The sequence below is a fragment of the Pseudomonas sp. RC10 genome (genome assembly GCF_038397775.1).
In the GTDB taxonomy this organism is placed as follows: domain Bacteria; phylum Pseudomonadota; class Gammaproteobacteria; order Pseudomonadales; family Pseudomonadaceae; genus Aquipseudomonas; species Aquipseudomonas bambusae.
The window spans coordinates 1,268,432-1,285,568 of record NZ_CP151650.1; the positions used below are offsets into that span (position 1 = coordinate 1,268,432).

A 17,137-nucleotide genomic window follows, 5' to 3' on the forward strand; every position below is an offset into this window, starting at 1 on the left:
CGGAAGCGGGTAAGAACGTGTGCACAGAGATGTCAGTAATTTCGCATGTGAATTACCTGTTTTATTTTGTGCGTATGTGTACTAGCCTGATTGTCAGATTCGATGAGCAGGAGCGGTATTCATGACAGCCTTGGCGATCACCCGCAACGATGGCGTTGGTGTCGATACCCCGGAAGCAGGACGCGTAGCCCTGACCTTCTTTTTCAATCTCATGGCGCATTGGGGATGCTCGGTCGAGGACCAGCGAACACTGCTGGGCGCTGTGAGCAACACGACCTTTTACAAATACAAACGGACCCCCGACATCCGTTTGCCGCGCGATACGCTGGAGCGAATTTCCTATTTGATGGGCATCCACAAAGCGCTCAGCATCATCTTCAGCAATCAGTTGGAGCGCGCTTACGAATGGGTCGCAAAACCCAACACGGCGGCACCTTTCAACGGCCAATCCGCATTGCAATACATGTTGGCCGGTCGGGTGGTGGACATCGCGGACGTGCGTCGGTATCTGGACGGAGTCCGGGGCTGATGAAGCATGCACAGACTGTGATCCCGGCCTGGGATGCCGCGTTCAGGATGATCAACAGTGCTTTTCCTCCGATCACGCTGTTTGAGGATGTGCTCAACCCGGCCGACCTTGAGATGGCGTATGCGCTAGAGTCGATGACCAACGATCGTCTGCTGGATCAATGCGGTGTATTGCGCAGAGTCGCCGTCGAGGACCGTGTTTCCGGCCCCGGCTCTACCCCCGTCATGGCTGCGTTTACCCACATCGGCAAGGCCAGCCGGTTCACGGACGGGACGTACGGTATCTATTACGCCGCGAATAGCCAGGCTGCGGCTATTGCAGAAACACGCTTTCATCAGGAGCGCTTTCTCGCGGCGACGAACGAGCCCGACATCGAGCTGACGTTGCGCACCTACGTGAATCAGGTCGTGAAGCCGGTGCATGATGTACGTGAGGATTTTCCTGAACTGCATGACCCGGACCCTTCTCGTTACGGGACCTCGCAAGCCTTCGCAAGCGCATTGCGGGGAGAAGGGGCGTGGGGACTGCTCTACAAGAGCGTGCGCCTTGACGGGCATGAGTGCGTGGCGGCGTTTCGTCCGCCGACGGTCTCGCTCCCGGTGCAAGGCAAGCATGTTCGGTATGTCTGGGATGCCAAGAGCCAGACGATCTCCCACGTATTCGAAATCAGCCCGCTCTAAGTAACGTCTCCGAACTTGGCCTGTTCGTCACTTGTGATCATCACTGGCAACGCTCAACTTAAGCCACTGTCTGAATACCGTGGCCGGGGGTGCGACATGAGGTCGTCACGCCCGGATTCAATGCCTTCGTTCCAGAGGTCGAAACATGAGTGAGTTGATCCTGCACCATTACCCAACGTCCCTGTTTTCCGAGAAAGCCCGATTGATGTTGGGCTTCAAGGGGCTGTCGTGGCGCTCGGTGATCATCCCGCCGATCCTGCCGAAACCGGACCTCACGGCGCTGACCGGCGGCTATCGCAAGACACCGGTGTTACAGGTCGGCGCCGACATCTATTGCGATACGGCGTTGATTGCCCGGCGTCTTGAGGCTGAGAAGTCTTCGCCAAGCTTTTACCCGGAAGGGCAGGAGTTTACGTCGGCGAGTCTGGCGAACTGGGCGGATTCGGTGCTGTTCCTGCATTCGGTCAGCCTGGTGTTTCAGCCAGCGTCACTGGCCGTGCGTTTTGCCAAAGTGCCCCCTGAGGGCGTGAAAGCATTTGTCGCCGACCGCGCGGCGTTCTTTGACGGAGGCAGTGCGACGCGTGTTCCGCTGGAACTGGCGCAGCACCAGTGGCCGACGTTGATGGGGCGTCTGGAAACTCAACTCGAGCGCAACGGCGACTTCCTGCTCGGTGGGCCTTCAATTGCTGACTTCTCGGTTGCCCACACCTTGTGGTTCTTGAAGCAGACCCCGGTCACTGCCTCATTGGTAGATGATTACCCTGCGGTCCTGGCGTGGTATCAGCGCGTCATTGGGTTCGGGCATGGGGCGGCGAGTGAGCTCAGTCCGGCGGATGCCATCGAGATTGCACGCAACGCAGAACCAGCTCCGCTGCCTGACGAGGCGTTCAAGGACCCGAACGGGTTCGAGCCCGGTCAACAGGTCAGTGTGTCGGCAGTCGATTACGGTGTGAATCCCGTTCACGGTAAGTTGGTGTTCAGCGGGCGCGAAGAAATCATCGTTCGCCGTGAAGATGAACGTGCGGGCGTCGTTCATGTTCACTTCCCGCGTTTCGGATTTCGTATCAGCAAAGATTGAAGTCTGACTTCGGTTCGAGAGAAGAAAACGCTGCGACCCTTGCAGCGTTTTTTTTCGCCTCTCGGATAATGCCATTCTCGATTAGCAAGCTGACGGTAATCGCCAATCGATCTCGGCATCCTTCAATAACTGTCATTTCTGCCAGTTGCCAGCAATGTGCACGGCGCTACTATCTGGATTCACTGTTTAAACGCAATCGCCTGATGTGTTCCGTTGCCTTCTTTGTCGAGAGGTTGGCGTCGCCGTGGCTGAGAAAAAGGGAACAGGCTCCATGGAAAGGAGTGTTGAAAATGAAGAAACCTCAGTTATGGGCGGTGTCTCTGCTGGCGCTGGCCATGCAGGCACCTTATGTCTTGGCAGCAAGTTGTGCGGATACTGCCAAAGCACTGACCGCTCAATACAACGACACGCGGGACAATTGTGGAAAAAACACCTCCCCGGCGTTTCTCTGCAATGGCGTTATATTCAGGGCGACTGTGCCTTCCGATGATTACAGCTCCTGGGACCCCAGCCCCAACTCGGTAAAAAGCGGCGGTACTTCATTCTCATACCTGCGTAAAGATGCGAAGTTTTCCAGGCTTGTGCGCTACGAGAATAACGGCTACATCCTGTTTCCTGTTCAGAACGTCCCACCCGGCAAAAGTACCTACAACGTGCTGTGCGCATTCCCGATGGATGGCGGCACTGATGCGCGTGAGGACAAGGGGTGTGGGGCATGGACGGGTTCGAAACCCAGCGGGCAAGGCGCTCCTTGTTATTCCCGGCAACCGAACAGAATTACCACGGGGCAGGAGTGGGCCGATCATTACAAGGCATTCGTCAACGGTGATAACCGCCGGGAGTGCGGATTTGATGTCAGGGACAATCTCAACAGCTATGCGGTGGATAACTTCAATGCCAGTTTGAGCGCACAGCGGCGAACACCCGAAGCGTTCAGAAAGCAGAATGAATTACGGCTCGATACATGGAAAAGTACAACGCCTGCGGGTGAGTTACCTATCCAGGCATTCTTTTATCTGCCGGAGCCCACAGGCGGACGGGATGATGCTCAGTTCGATCAACAGCGTTATTACGAAAAGACCGGTGTGTGGGTGCCTGTTATCGCGATGACCTTGCCGAGCCGTTTATCGGATGATGCCACTTTCAAATGCAACGCTGACGATCAGGCAGTGGCAGAGTCGGGCAAGACGATTGATCGGTACGTCAAATCCGCCACCTGGGTTTCGCGCTTTGACCCTGGCACAGGGCAAAATGAGTGGTCGTTGTCAGTGGTATTGACTGATCTAGGCCGTAAACAAAGCGGTTCTGCAGGATCGGATGCGGTGTATGCGGAGTTAGTCCGCAAGTATAAGAACGACTATCAGTGGAAACAGAACGGAGGAGTGGGCATGCGCCGACAATTGGTGTGCCACTTCGTCATTGCTCGTGGGAAGGCCGAGTTCAATCTTGAACCCTTCCGACCCGATGCGACGGAGGCCGAGGCAGAGAAGGTAGGCTGCAACGTACTGCCCTCTGATCTCAGTGTGGCGACGCAGTAACAGCTCTGCTGAACGGGAAGACCACCATTCTGGGGAGATCAGTGCCTCCCCAGTTGGCTTTATTTCAACGCTGCAAGAATCTCATCCGGCGAGAACCCTCTGATCAGCGTGCCGTTCACGTCGATCAGAGGGATGCCACGGCCGCCCAGCGCCTCATACGCCTTGCGGCCTTCTTTGGACTTCTCGATGTCGTACTCGGTGTAAGGGATACCCTTGCTGTCGAGGAAGCGGCGCGTCTGTTTGCAGTAGCCGCACCAGTCGGTGGCGTACAGCACGACCTTGGCCTGCGACTGTACTTGCGTCGAGACCGCCTGGGAGGGATTGACGAGGTGCTCGATCTTGCCCCAGTTCTGGTAGACCACGACCACCAACATGATCAGCGCGAATTTCTTGAGGGTACGCCCGAGCATGACGATCAGCGCCTCTTCAGTTGATCGGTCAGTTGAGTCGGCAAACCCTTGATGATCAGCGTGCCTTTCTCTTCGTCGTACTCGATCTTGTCGCCCAGCAGGTGCGCTTCGAAGCTGATCGACAGGCCTTCGGCACGGCCGGTGAAGCGGCGGAACTGGTTGAGCGTGCGTTTATCCGCCGGAATTTCCGGCGACAGGCCGTAATCCTTGTTGCGAATGTGTTCGTAGAACGCGCGCGGACGGTCTTCGTCGATCAGACCGGACAGTTCTTCCAGCGCAATCGGCTCGCCCATTTTGCTCTGGCTACTGGCGTAGTCCACCAGTGCCTTGGTCTTCTCTCGGGTCGACTCTTCTGGCAGGTCTTCGCTCTCGACGAAGTCGCTGAAGGCCTTGAGCAAGGTGCGGGTTTCGCCGGGGCCGTCCACGCCTTCCTGGCAGCCGATGAAGTCGCGGAAGTATTCGGAGACCTTTTTGCCGTTCTTGCCTTTGATGAAGGAAATGTACTGCTTGGAAGCCTTGTTGTTCTGCCACTCGGAAATGTTGATTCGCGCCGCGAGGTGCAGTTGGCCGAGGTCGAGGTGCCGCGAGGGCGTGACATCCAGCGCTTCATTCACCGCCACGCCTTCGCTGTGGTGCAGCAACGCGATGGCGAGGTATTCGGTCATGCCCTGCTGATAATGGGCGAACAACACATGGCCGCCCACTGAAAGGTTAGATTCTTCCATCAGCTTTTGCAGGTGCTCGACAGCGGTGAGGCTGAACGCCGTGAAATCCTTGCCCTCATCAACGTACTCCTTCAACCAGCCGCTGAACGGGTGCGCGCCGGACTCGGCATGGAAAAACCCCCAGGCCTTACCTTGTTTGGCGTTATAGCTCTCATTGAGGTCGGCCAGCATGTTCTCGATGGCCTGGGACTCCGCGAGTTCGGAGTCGCGAGCATGGAGGACTGCGGGCGTACCGTCGGGTTTTTTGTCGATCAGGTGAACAATGGCATGACGGATCGGCATGGATTTCTCGGCTGCTGAGGTGGAACTGAACGGGTGCCTGCGTGACCCGTGCGAAAGTCGGCAAGTGTACCGCAGACTGGGCCAGAACGTGCTGGAGAGGCCATAAACACTGCTCCGCCCCCATTAATCTGACTTTTTTGGCTTTTAACCACGATAAAGCTGACCAAATGGCTAGGTAGGGGCGGATATTTGCGTGGCTCTGTGCTAGTTTTGCCCGGTCTTGCGCACTGAAGCGCGCCAAGCATGCAGTTTGTGGGCGTTCGGCCGAACCAAAGGCCGATTTCGGTATCTACATTTCGCGTCTGTACACACTCTGCAAACCATCTGAATTTGATAGGGAAGGAACACCACCATGGCTCTGACTAAAGACCAATTGATCGCCGATATCGCAGAAGCTATCGACGCGCCAAAAACCACCGCGCGCAATGCTCTCGACCAATTGGGCCAAATCGTCGCTGATCAACTGGAAAATGGCGGCGAAATCACCCTGCCAGGCATCGGCAAGCTGAAAGTAACCGAGCGTCCAGCTCGCACTGGCCGTAACCCTTCGACCGGCGCTGCCATCGAAATCCCAGCCAAGAAAGTGATCAAACTGGTTGTGGCCAAGGGCCTGACTGACGCAGTCAACAAGTAAGCAAAACGCTGCTTGTAGGAGAACCGTGTAACGGAGCGATCCGGACACGGTTTTTTTGTGCCTGCTATTTGGCGACCGGATTACACCCGGCAGCTTTCGCCTCACTGGCTGAAACCAATGGCCGGAAGGGCTCAAGGTTCCAGTCAGCACGGTCGGGATAGTTGTTGATGATGCAATTGAGCTGGCTTTCCATGCTGCCTGGCATTTTCTCCTCGTCACGCCATTGCTTGTCCGCCCCTTTGAACTGCTGCAGCTCAAGGTAGATGGCTTTGCGGTCATTGACCTGATACGTCTTGCCGCGCGCAGTGGGGATCACTTTCAGTGACGACACTTTTTGCCCAGTCACGTTGTCGGTGAACTGCGACCACGTCGCCGAGTCGATGTACTGACGTGGAACACCGCTGCCTTCGCCCAACCAGACGAACTGATCGACCGGGTTATAGCTGAAGCGTTGCTGCGCGGGCTTGCTGAAGTCGATCCTGAGCACTGGCACGGCATAGCCCTCCTGATACAGCTTGAGCTGGAAGCGGCGGGCGTTGTCGATCCCGCTTTGCTGCGCGGCGGCTTTTCCGTTATCGCCTCTGACGCCGAAGTTCTGCGCACCCGTCGGCAGGTAGATAATGGCCGCGATGTAGCGTTTCATCTCGCTGCCGTCACTGCCAGGAAGGTTCTTGAGCATGAATTCGTTGAAATATTTGCGTTCGGCAAAATAGTCCGACGCGGTTGTTGTTGCCCTGGCTTCGTGTGCTGCAATCATGGCGTCCCACTGCGCGGGCACCTCGGCGTTCCAGGAGCATTGGGTGGTTTGAATCGGCTGTTGTGGGCCGCCGGGGTATTTCTGTTTCCATTGTTCGGCGTTGGTGACGTTTTGCAGGGCGCAGGTGCCGAAGGCCCATTCCTCGTTCTTGTTTTGCGTGGACGGCTGGGTGGGCGGCGCAAAGGATTTGTCGTTGAACGGACCGCAGCCATACCAGTTGCGGTCGGGGCCGGTGAAACCGTCAAAGGTGTAAATGCAGGTCCAGCCCTTGTCCAATGCCGGTAGGCCAAGGGCCTGAGCGTCTGCGGGTGTATTCAGGACGAAGCCTGCCGGATGCGCCAGCACGCTAATGCTCAGGTCCTTGCGGATCCATGTCCAGGATGTCGCGCCGGTCTGCAGGGCGTAGGGGCTGTACGTCCACGGCAGAAAAGGGCCGTCGTTGACCATGCGCAAGGTGACGCCGCTGCAGTAGTAATGGCCTCGTGTGGCGCCTGTGTCGGGTTCTTTGCAGTCGTTGACCGTCCTGTTGTAGCTGTCATTCAGACGCTGGGCGGTTGCCTGAGGATTGGGGTCGACTGCCAGCTCAAGGGCGCAAGCCGTGTTGATGAACGTGACGAATAGCGCGATGACGCAGACGATGCGGCGCATGGCTGGCCTCCCTGGCAGACGATGCAAGAAGGTTCCAGATTATGGGCCTGAAAAAATGCCCGTCTACTGTCAAAAATGACAGTGGACGGGGTAGGCGTTATGCCTTGGTCTGCCCCCAACGCTCTGCGCGCCAGGCTTGTTGTTGCGCCTTGTCGTGGAAAGTCCAGGCCACGAAGCGGCTTTGTTTCTGCCCTTGTGACATCTCGACCACGCGGCTTTCAACAGCGCCGGCTTTTTTCAGCGTGCTTTGAATCAGCGGGAGGTTGGACGCCTTGGACACCAGCGTGCTGAACCACAGCACCTGTGTTGGCACTTGGGCGCTTTCGGTAATCAGCTGCGCGACGAAACGCGCTTCGCCGCCTTCACACCACAGTTCTGCGGGTTGACCACCGAAGTTCAGCACCGGCAGTTTGCGCTTGGGATCGGCCTTGCCCAGTGCTCGCCATTTACGCTGGCTGCCGCGCAACGCTTCCTCGGCGGAGGCGTGAAAGGGCGGGTTGCAGAGACTGATGTCGAAGCGTTCGTCTGCTTGCAGTAGCCCGAGCAGGATGTATTTGCGATTGCCCTGCTGACGCAAGCTGATAGCCTTGCCCAGCGCGTTGGCCTTGACGATGGTGGTGGCTGAAGCGAGAGCGACCGTGTCGATGTCCGAACCCACGAAGTGCCAGCCATATTCGCTGTGGCCGATGAGGGGGTAGACGCCGTTGGCGCCTGTGCCGATGTCCAGCGCCTTGATCGCGGCGCCACGGGGAATGACGCCAGCGTTGTCCTCGGCGAGCAGGTCGGCCAGGAAGTGCAGGTAATCGGCGCGACCGGGAATCGGTGGGCAGAGGTAATCCGCCGGAATGTCCCAATGGGAGACGCCGTAGAACGCTTTGAGCAATGCGCGGTTGAACACGCGTACCGCCGCCGGGTTGGCGAAGTCGATGCTTTCCTTGCCATAGGGGTTGGTGATCACGAATTGACCCAGCTCGGGGCTGCTCTTGATCAGGCGCGGAAAGTCGTAATGGCCCTGATGGCGGTTGCGCGGGTGCAGGCTGGCCTTCTCGCGCGGCTCGGCAGGTTTGGCTGACTGAGCGGGTTTCGGTTTCTTGCGAGGCGGCTTGGGCTGCTCGGGTTTAGTCATTGCGGGTCTTTTCCGGTTAAAACACAAAACCCTGTGGGAGCGGGCTTGCTGGCGATAACGGTCTGTCCGTGACGAATGCTTCGCCTGACACACTGCTATCGCGAGCAAGCTCACTCCTACAGGGTTCGTGTGAATCAGCCAGCCCGGGATTCAGGCGGGCTGAGTCGGTCGTTACAAACTCGCGATCCGTGCGTGCTGTTCGGCCAGCTTGCCCAGTGCCTGCTCGGCCTCGGTCAGCTTGGCGCGCTCCTTGGCGATGACGTCAGGCGGTGCCTTGTCGACGAAAGCGGCGTTGGACAGCTTGCCACCCACGCGCTGGACTTCGCCCTGCAGGCGCTGGATTTCCTTGTCCAGACGCGCGAGCTCGGCGCCCTTGTCGATCAGGCCAGCCATCGGCACCAGCACTTCCATCTCGCCCACCAGAGCCGTGGCGGACAGCGGTGCTTCGGCGCCTGCGGCCAGTACGGTGAACGATTCGAGCTTGGCCAGCTTCTTCAGCAGGTGCTCGTTTTCGTTCAGGCGGCGCTGGTCTTCGGCGCTGACGTTTTTGAGGAACAGTTGCAGCGGCTTGCCCGGGCCGATGTTCATTTCGCCACGGATGTTCCGCACGCCCAGCATCAGGCCCTTGAGCCATTCGATGTCGCCTTCGGCAGCGGCGTCGATCCGCGCTTCGTTCGCCACCGGCCATGGTTGCAGCATGATGGTCTTGCCCTGCGCACCGGCCAGCGGCGCGAGGCGCTGCCAGATTTCTTCGGTGATGAACGGCATGAACGGATGCGCCAGGCGCAGGGCCACTTCCAGCACGCGAACCAGCGTACGGCGAGTGCCGCGCTGACGTTCGATCGGCGCGTTCTCGTCCCACAGCACCGGCTTGGACAGCTCCAGGTACCAGTCGCAGTATTGATTCCAGATGAACTCGTACAGCGCCTGCGCGGCGAGGTCGAAACGGAATTGATCCAGCTGGCGGGTCACTTCGGCTTCGGTGCGTTGCAGCTGCGAGATGATCCAGCGATCCGGCAGCGACAGCTCGACCTCTTCGCCGTTCTGGCCGCAGTCTTCGCCCTTGTCCAGCACGTAGCGAGCGGCGTTCCAGATCTTGTTGCAGAAGTTGCGATAGCCTTCGACGCGGCCCATGTCGAACTTGATGTCACGACCGGTCGAGGCCAGCGAGCAGAAAGTGAAGCGCAGGGCGTCGGTGCCGTAGCTGGCGATGCCGTCGGCGAATTCGGCGCGGGTCTGCTTCTCGATTTTCTTGGCCAGTTGCGGCTGCATCATGCCGCTGGTGCGTTTCTGCACCAGGGCTTCGAGTTCGATACCGTCGACAATGTCCAGCGGGTCCAGGACGTTGCCCTTGGACTTCGACATTTTCTGGCCCTGACCATCGCGGACCAGACCGTGCACATAGACAGTCTTGAAAGGAATCTGCGGGGTGCCGTCTTCGTTCTTCACCAGGTGCATGGTGAGCATGATCATCCGGGCGACCCAGAAGAAAATGATGTCGAAACCGGTGACCAGCACGTCGGTCGGGTGGAAGGTCTTCAGGAATTCGGTCTGCTCAGGCCAGCCGAGGGTGGAGAAGGTCCACAAGCCGGAACTGAACCAGGTGTCGAGAACGTCGTTGTCCTGTTGCAACGCAACGTCCGGGCCGAGGTTGTGCTTGGCACGCACTTCGGCTTCGTCGCGACCGACGTAGACCTTGCCCGACTCATCGTACCAGGCCGGGATGCGATGGCCCCACCACAACTGACGGCTGATGCACCAATCCTGAATGTCGCGCATCCAGGAGAAGTACATGTTCTCGTACTGCTTCGGTACGAAGGCGATGCGGCCGTCTTCCACGGCGGCGATGGCAGGCTCGGCCAGTGGCTTGGTGGACACGTACCACTGGTCCGTCAGCCACGGCTCGATGATGGTGCCGGAGCGGTCGCCTTTCGGCACTTTCAGGGCGTGGTCATCGACGCTGACCAGCAGGCCAGCGGCGTCGAAGGCTGCGACGATCTGCTTGCGCGCTTCGAAACGGTCCAGGCCTGCGTATTCAGCCGGCAGGGTGCCGTCGACGGTTTCGTTCAGGGTGCCGTCGAGGTTGAACACCTGAGCAGCGGCCAGCACGTTGGCGTTCTTGTCGAAGATGTTCAGCAGCGGCAGGTTGTGGCGCTTGCCGACTTCGTAGTCGTTGAAATCGTGAGCCGGGGTGATCTTCACGCAGCCGGTGCCGAATTCAGGGTCGCAGTAATCGTCGGCGATGATCGGGATGCGACGGCCTACGAGCGGCAGCTCGACGAACTTGCCGATCAGGGCCTTGTAGCGCTCGTCGTTCGGGTTCACGGCGACAGCGGCATCACCGAGCATGGTTTCCGGACGGGTCGTGGCGACGATCAGGTAATCCAGACCTTCGGCGGTCTCGGCGCCGTCGGCCAGCGGGTAGCGCAGGTTCCACAGGTTACCTTTCTCGTCGTGGTTTTCCACTTCAAGGTCGGAAATCGCGGTGTGCAGCTTGGTGTCCCAGTTGACCAGACGCTTGCCACGGTAGATCAGGCCGTCTTCATGCAGGCGCACGAAGGCTTCTTTGACGGCTTCGGACAGGCCGTCGTCCATGGTGAAGCGCTCACGGCTCCAGTCCACGGAGGAGCCCAGGCGGCGGATCTGACGGCTGATGTTGCCGCCGGACTGATCCTTCCACTCCCAGACTTTTTCGAGGAATCTTTCGCGACCCAGGCCATGACGGTTCTGGCCCTGAGCTTCGAGCTGACGCTCGACCAGCATCTGGGTGGCGATACCGGCGTGGTCGGTGCCTGGCTGCCACAGGGTGTTGCGACCCTGCATGCGGCGGAAACGGATCAGGGCGTCCATGATCGCGTTGTTGAATCCGTGGCCCATGTGCAGGCTGCCGGTGACGTTCGGCGGCGGAATCATGATGGTGTACGAGTCGCCCGCGCCTTGCGGAGCGAAATAGTTTTCGGACTCCCAGGTCTGGTACCAGGAAGTTTCGATGGCGTGCGGCTGGTAGGTCTTGTCCATGCGCGGCGGGAACCTGATCTGCTTTCAGTCGGAAAAGCCGGTCAGTATAGCCACAGGGGCAGCGGCAAGCCACCAGTGACGAGCCGCAAGCGGTGGACGGTTTTGTCTGCCCTGTAGCAGTCCGGCTTGCCGGAGGGGGCGATTTTAACGGCCCAACCGTTGGCAAGCCGAAGTGCTACAGAAGCTTGCAGCTTAAAGCTTGCCGCTTGTAGCTCCTGCGAGCAACCGCTCCAGTCGCGCTTCAAGCCGACGCTTGATTTCGTTTTCGATGTGCGGGGCGAAGTCGTCGATGACGTCTTGCATGATCAGTTGCGCGGCGGCGCGCAGTTCGCTGTCGAGATGGAGCAGGTCGTCAGGGTTCGGTGCGCGAACGGTTTCCGGCTCGGGCTGCGCGGCGGCAGGCGCCGGGGGGGCCAGAGCGGCGACAGGCTCGGCCGTCAGCACCGGGATGTCGTCGGCGCGGACCTCGTGCTCGTCGGTAGCAATCACTTGACCGCTGACCACGTCGAACAACAAGGGGATCTGGCCTTCGCTCTGGACCGTGTCGGTCAGCAGAGGCGGTTGCAGGGAATCATCGCCGAGCAACTGGCGGATGGACTCAAGGTCATCCAGCAAATGCGCGGAGTCTTTCAGGTGTTTTGTATTGTCCATCGTGTGCTCAAAGACGCTGCAGTCGGTGATCCTGGAGAGGATAGCCCTGTTCACGGTAGAAGCGGAAACTCTCTCGCGCCGCCAGCCGGATGGACGGTTCCTCCACCACGATCTCCGCGATGCGGGCGAAACGTTTGAAGAATTCGGGGATGCGCAGGTCCAGATTGACCAGCAAATCCTGATGAGGGCCGGGATCGTCACCGATGCCCAATGCCACCGGAGCGTCGTGATCGTCCTCGACCGCACCGTGGGGCACGAAGGTTTCGCCTTTGAAACGCCACAGGCGGGCGTCCAGTTCGGCACGTTGCTCGGCGTCGCTGCAATGCAGGTAAACGCGATGCCCGAGGCGCCAGGCTTTGTCCGTGAGTTTGCAGGCGAAGTCCAGACGCGCGAGCGGGTCGGCGCTGGGCAGGATGTAAAAATCGACTTGAGTCATGAACGTTCCAGAGCGTGACCCCCGCCGGGACCTTTCGAGAAGGGCAGCGGCGGGGTCCAGGGCGTTTTACACGCCAGCGCGGTCGAGCAGGTATTGGGTCAGCAACGGCACCGGACGGCCTGTGGCGCCCTTGTCCTTGCCGCCGCTCAGCCATGCCGTACCGGCGATGTCCAGGTGCGCCCACTCGTAGGATTTGGTGAAGCGCGAGAGGAAGCAAGCCGCCGTGATGGTCCCGCCTTTCGGGCCGCCGATGTTGGCGATATCTGCGAACGGGCTGTCCAGTTGCTCCTGGTATTCGTCGAACAGCGGCAGTTGCCACGCACGGTCGTCGGCGCGTTTGCCGGCTTCCAGCACTTGGTTGATCAGCGCATCGCTGTTGCCCAGCAAACCGGAAGTGTGGCCGCCCAACGCCACGACGCACGCGCCGGTCAGGGTGGCGATGTCGATCACCGCTTGCGGCTTGAAGCGTTCGGCGTAGGTCAGGGCGTCGCACAGCACCAGACGGCCTTCGGCGTCGGTGTTGAGGATTTCAACGGTCTGGCCGCTCATGGTCTTGACGATGTCGCCAGGGCGGGTGGCATTGCCGCTCGGCATGTTCTCGGCCGCCGCAATGATGCACACCAGGTTGATCGGCAATTGCAGTGCCAGCACGGCATTCAGGGTGCCGAACACGCTGGCGGCGCCGCACATGTCGAACTTCATTTCGTCCATGCCCAGTCCCGGTTTCAGGCTGATGCCGCCGGTGTCGAAGGTGATGCCTTTACCGACCAGCACGAACGGCTTTTCGCTTTTCTTGCCGTTGTTGTACTGCATGACGATCAGGCGTGGCGGTTGGGCGCTGCCCTGGCCAACGGCGAGGAACGAACCCATGCCCAGCTCGGCGATTTTCTTCTCGTCGAAGACTTCGACCTTCAGGCCCTTGTGCGCCTTGCCCAACGCCTTGGCCTGTTCGCCCAGGTAGGTCGGGTGGCAGATGTTCGGCGGCATGTTGCCCAGATCACGGGTCACGGCCACACCGGCCGCGATCGCTTGTGCATGCTTGGCGGCGCGCTCGACATCGGCCACGGTCGCCTTGGCGGTCAGCAGGGTGACTTTCTTCAAGGCACGCGGATCGACTTTCTGGCTCTTGAATTTATCGAACACGTATTCGCCATCGACCAGTGTCTCCACCAGCAGGCGGTTCTTGCCGTAGATGTCGCGGCCTTTGACGTTCAGGTGATCCAGCGCAAAGGCTGCATCGGTGCCGCCCAGGCTTTTCAGGGTGTTCAGCACGCCGCTGATGAGTTTGCGGAAAGGGCGGTCGCCCAGCTCAGGCTCTTTGCCGGTGCCCACCAGCAGGACGCGTTCGGCCTTGAGGTTCGGCAGGCTGTGCAGCAACAGGCTCTGGCCCACTTTGCCGGCCAGGTCGCCGCGTTTGAGCACGGCACTGATGGCGCCGCCGCTCAGGGTATCGATACTTTGTGCGATGTCGCTCAGGGTACGGCCTTCACCGACAGCGACCACCAGTGTGGCGGTCTTCAAGGTTTCTGCACTGACGCTCTTAACAACCAATTCCATGTCGGGGTCCCCGAATAAACTGTGGGTTATCGCAAATGAATGCGCGACGCGACGGCTGCCAATGCCTTGCAGCACGGCGCTCGCGGCAAGGCCCGCAGTTTGACCCCGCTGACGGACGGATGACAACCCCGATAACTGCCCCCGTGTCAGCTTGGGTTAAGCAAGTATCCGGCGCGCTCAGTGACAGACACACCCAATCACAGGATAATGCCGCATATTTTTTCGCTGGTTCGCGGTCGCGCGTCCCATGATTGACCCATTTCCTTGTCAGGCTGTCTGAGCGTGACGACCCTGGAGTGTCTGGTTTGATTGTCTTCCGTTACCTGTCCCGAGAAGTGCTGGTTACCTTGAGCGCTGTGAGCGCCGTGTTGTTGGTAATCATCATGAGTGGCCGTTTCATCAAGTACCTCGCTCAGGCGGCCTCCGGTGCGCTCGATCCAGGCGTGCTGTTTCTGATTATGGGCTTCCGCCTGCCAGGTTTCATGCAGCTCATTTTGCCGCTGGGGCTGTTCCTCGGCATCCTGCTGGCCTACGGCCGTCTGTACCTCGAAAGCGAAATGACCGTGCTGGCCGCCACCGGCATGAGCCAGCAACGTTTGCTGTGGATGACCCTCGCGCCTGCCGCGCTGGTGTCGCTGCTGGTGGCTTGGCTGAGTTTCAGCCTCGCGCCTCAGGGCGCGACCCAGTTCCAGTTGCTGATCAACAAGCAGGACGCCATGACCGAGTTCGACACTCTGGTGCCGGGCCGTTTCCAGTTGCTGCGTGACGGCAGCCGCGTGACCTACACCGAGACCATGACCGACGACCGCATCAACCTCGGCGGCGTGTTCATCTCCGAAAAGAAGCTGGAAGAAAAGAAAGACCACGGCATCACCGTACTGGTGGCCGAGAAGGGCAAACAGGAAATCAAGCCTGACGGTAGCCGCTACCTGATCCTCACCAACGGCTATCGCTACGACGGCAATCCGGGGCAGGCCGATTATCGCGCGATCAAGTACGACACTTACGGCGCCCTGTTGCCGAAGCCAGATATCAGCGACGAAATCACCGACCGCGACGCGATTCCGACCACCGAGTTGCTCACGGGTGAGAGCAGCCTGCGAAACAAGGCCGAGCTGCAATGGCGCATCTCGTTGCCGATTCTGGTCTTCATCGTGACCTTGATGGCCGTACCGCTGGCGCGGGTGAACCCGCGTCAGGGCCGCTTCCTCAAGTTGTTGCCCGCCATTCTGCTGTACATGGCCTACCTGACCATCCTGATCGCCGCGCGCGGGGCGCTGGAGAAGGGCAAGATTCCGGGGCCGCTGGGGTTGTGGTGGGTCCACGTGATCTTCCTCGCCATCGGACTGGGGCTGCTGTACTGGGAGCCGATGCGCCTGAAAATGAAGAGTCGCCGCGACGCGTCGGAGGTGGCTCATGGTTAAGCTCGATTGGTATATCGGCAAAAGCGTGTTCATGGCCATTCTGGCCGTGCTGGGCATCATTCTCGGCCTGGCCTCGTTGTTCGCGTTCATCGATGAGATGGCCGACATCAGCGACACCTATACCTTCTGGGACGCGGGCAGTTTCGTGGTCATGACTGCGCCGCGTCGTCTCTATGACATGCTGCCGATGGCGGCGCTGATTGGCTGTCTGATCGGCCTCGGCGCCCTGGCCAGCAGCAGTGAGCTGACCATCATGCGAGCGGCGGGTGTCTCCATTGGCCGGATCGTCTGGGCGGTCATGAAGCCGATGCTGATCCTGATGGTTGCGGGCCTGTTGATCGGCGAATACGTCGCGCCTGTCACCGAAGCGTCCGCCCAGGCGGCCCGTTCGCTGGCCCAGGGCACCGGTGACGCACAGAGTGCCCGGCACGGTCTGTGGCACCGTCAGGGGGATGAGTTCATCCATATCAACACCGTACAGCCCAATGGCCTGCTGTACGGGGTGACGCGCTACCGTTTCGACGATCAGCGCCACATGCTCAGCGCCAGTTTCGCCAAGCAGGCGAATTACAAGACTGATTACTGGGAGCTCAAGGACGTCTCGACCACGGTATTCCATGAAGGCCGCACCGAGGTAGTCAACACGCCGGACGAGCGCTGGAACATCGCCCTGAGCCCGCAGCTCCTGAGCACCGTGGTGCTGCCGCCAGAGTCGCTGTCCATGACAGGGTTGTACGGGTATGCGCATTACCTGGCGGATCAGGGCCTGGCGAACGGGCGTTATTGGCTGGCGTTCTACACCAAGATTTTCCAGCCGCTGGTGACAGTGGCGCTGGTGTTGATGGCGATTTCCTTCATCTTCGGTCCGCTGCGTTCGGTGACGCTGGGTCAACGGGTGTTCACCGGCGTGCTGGTGGGCTTCACCTTCCGCATCGCCCAAGACCTGCTGGGCCCGTCGAGTCTGGTGTTCGGCTTCTCGCCGCTGTTCGCAGTGCTGGTGCCTGCTGGTGTGTGTGCGCTGGCGGGTGTCTGGCTGTTGCGCCGGGCGGGTTGATCGCAGGACTGCAATGAAAAGCCGACCTCTGGGTCGGCTTTTTTGTGCCTGCCTAGGTCTTCCGTTTCGGAATCCGCACCAGTTGCGTCTCGGAATACAGGTCGTGCCAGCTGCGGTTCTGCTTGTCGATCAGGCACCAGAAAAAACCCATTCCGACGCACAACCACGACGCGATGGCCACCACGAAGCGCAGCAGCGCCTGCCAGAGGCTGATTCCGGTGCCGTCGGGGTTTTGCACGCGGATACCCCAGACCTGCATGCCCAGCGTCTGCCCGGCGTGGGTCCAGAATTTGGCGAAGAACGCGAAGAGGGTGAACAGCAGAATCGTCGAGAGCAGCGGGTCGCCATCCAGCGCGCCGGACTCGGACAACTGACGCAATTTCGCCTCGCCGACGAAACCCATCCAGATCAGCTTATAAAGGAAGGTCGTCACCATCAGCAGTGCAACGCATAACAGTCCGTCATAGCAGATGGCAGCGAAGCGGCGGCCCAATCCGGCAGGGGGGAAATCGCCTTGGGGATGCAATGGATGTCTGGGCACGGGCAGCGCTCATTCGGCGAGGTGCAGCCAGTTTACTGAATCGCAGGCA

Annotated in this window: 16 protein-coding genes; 7 read left to right on the plus strand and 9 right to left on the minus strand. The window is 59.7% G+C overall.

What is annotated here, in order from left to right; translation table 11 throughout:
• Positions 1-121 precede the first annotated feature (121 nt).
• The 4 genes from AAEO81_RS05735 (at position 122) to AAEO81_RS05750 (ending at position 3,825) form a co-directional block, all read left to right on the plus strand.
• Entirely contained in the window at positions 122-529 is a 408-nt protein-coding gene (locus AAEO81_RS05735) for an MbcA/ParS/Xre antitoxin family protein (RefSeq protein ID WP_341962202.1), read from the plus strand.
• The gene (locus tag AAEO81_RS05740; protein WP_341962204.1) at positions 529-1,209 is read left to right on the plus strand and encodes an RES family NAD+ phosphorylase; all 681 of its coding nucleotides are present in this window, start codon (positions 529-531) and stop codon (positions 1,207-1,209) included. The genes AAEO81_RS05735 and AAEO81_RS05740 overlap by 1 nt, the downstream gene beginning before the upstream one ends.
• Before the next feature lie 145 nt (positions 1,210-1,354).
• Positions 1,355-2,287: a glutathione S-transferase family protein gene (locus AAEO81_RS05745; protein ID WP_341962205.1), complete on the plus strand. Its 933-nt coding sequence runs from the start codon at positions 1,355-1,357 to the stop codon at positions 2,285-2,287.
• A 290-nt stretch (positions 2,288-2,577) separates the two neighbouring features.
• A complete protein-coding gene (locus AAEO81_RS05750; protein ID WP_341962206.1) occupies positions 2,578-3,825 on the plus strand; it encodes a DUF2599 domain-containing protein in 1,248 nt (415 codons plus the stop codon).
• Positions 3,826-3,884: 59 nt separating this feature from the next.
• Here the strand turns inward: AAEO81_RS05750 and AAEO81_RS05755 are convergent, their stop codons facing one another.
• Together AAEO81_RS05755 and yejK are read right to left on the minus strand one after the other, a co-directional pair.
• Positions 3,885-4,235 carry a glutaredoxin family protein gene (locus AAEO81_RS05755; RefSeq protein WP_341962208.1) on the minus strand — a complete coding sequence of 117 codons (351 nt, stop codon included), beginning with the start codon at positions 4,233-4,235 and terminating at the stop codon, positions 3,885-3,887.
• Between the two features lie 5 nt (positions 4,236-4,240).
• Positions 4,241-5,242, minus strand: a complete 1,002-nt coding sequence (gene yejK / locus AAEO81_RS05760; protein ID WP_341962209.1) for a nucleoid-associated protein YejK — start codon at positions 5,240-5,242, stop codon at positions 4,241-4,243.
• 352 nt (positions 5,243-5,594) lie between these two features.
• On the opposite strand from yejK, the gene AAEO81_RS05765 reads away from it, so the two are divergent.
• A complete protein-coding gene (locus tag AAEO81_RS05765; RefSeq protein ID WP_003221909.1) occupies positions 5,595-5,876 on the plus strand; it encodes an HU family DNA-binding protein in 282 nt (93 codons plus the stop codon).
• Between the two features lie 64 nt (positions 5,877-5,940).
• Here AAEO81_RS05765 and AAEO81_RS05770 read toward each other — a convergent pair whose 3' ends face one another.
• The 6 genes from AAEO81_RS05770 to AAEO81_RS05795 all read right to left on the minus strand — a co-directional run bounded on the left by AAEO81_RS05770 (position 5,941) and on the right by AAEO81_RS05795 (position 14,069).
• Positions 5,941-7,281 (minus strand): DUF2599 domain-containing protein, encoded by a 1,341-nt coding sequence (locus tag AAEO81_RS05770; protein WP_341962226.1) that lies wholly within the window; start codon positions 7,279-7,281, stop codon positions 5,941-5,943.
• A 97-nt stretch (positions 7,282-7,378) separates the two neighbouring features.
• The gene (gene rlmF, locus AAEO81_RS05775) at positions 7,379-8,407 is read right to left on the minus strand and encodes a 23S rRNA (adenine(1618)-N(6))-methyltransferase RlmF (protein WP_341962227.1); all 1,029 of its coding nucleotides are present in this window, start codon (positions 8,405-8,407) and stop codon (positions 7,379-7,381) included.
• A gap of 171 nt (positions 8,408-8,578) precedes the next feature.
• Entirely contained in the window at positions 8,579-11,425 is a 2,847-nt protein-coding gene (locus AAEO81_RS05780) for a valine--tRNA ligase (RefSeq protein WP_341962228.1), read from the minus strand.
• Between the two features lie 192 nt (positions 11,426-11,617).
• Positions 11,618-12,076, minus strand: coding sequence for a DNA polymerase III subunit chi (locus tag AAEO81_RS05785; RefSeq protein ID WP_341962229.1), 459 nt, complete (start codon positions 12,074-12,076; stop codon positions 11,618-11,620).
• A 7-nt stretch (positions 12,077-12,083) separates the two neighbouring features.
• On the minus strand, positions 12,084-12,512 hold the full coding sequence (locus tag AAEO81_RS05790) for a DNA polymerase III subunit chi (protein WP_296179595.1): 429 nt from the start codon (positions 12,510-12,512) through the stop codon (positions 12,084-12,086).
• A gap of 66 nt (positions 12,513-12,578) precedes the next feature.
• Positions 12,579-14,069 carry a leucyl aminopeptidase gene (locus tag AAEO81_RS05795; protein WP_341962231.1) on the minus strand — a complete coding sequence of 497 codons (1,491 nt, stop codon included), beginning with the start codon at positions 14,067-14,069 and terminating at the stop codon, positions 12,579-12,581.
• Positions 14,070-14,374: 305 nt separating this feature from the next.
• Here AAEO81_RS05795 and lptF point away from each other — a divergent pair, with 305 nt between their 5' ends.
• Together lptF and lptG are read left to right on the plus strand one after the other, a co-directional pair.
• The gene (lptF, locus tag AAEO81_RS05800; protein WP_166596589.1) at positions 14,375-15,493 is read left to right on the plus strand and encodes an LPS export ABC transporter permease LptF; all 1,119 of its coding nucleotides are present in this window, start codon (positions 14,375-14,377) and stop codon (positions 15,491-15,493) included.
• Positions 15,486-16,547, plus strand: coding sequence for an LPS export ABC transporter permease LptG (lptG, locus tag AAEO81_RS05805; protein WP_166596408.1), 1,062 nt, complete (start codon positions 15,486-15,488; stop codon positions 16,545-16,547). The genes lptF and lptG overlap by 8 nt, the downstream gene beginning before the upstream one ends.
• Before the next feature lie 52 nt (positions 16,548-16,599).
• On the opposite strand, the gene AAEO81_RS05810 is transcribed toward lptG, so the two are convergent.
• On the minus strand, positions 16,600-17,088 hold the full coding sequence (locus AAEO81_RS05810) for an RDD family protein (protein WP_341962234.1): 489 nt from the start codon (positions 17,086-17,088) through the stop codon (positions 16,600-16,602).
• Between the last annotated feature and the right edge of the window lie 49 nt (positions 17,089-17,137).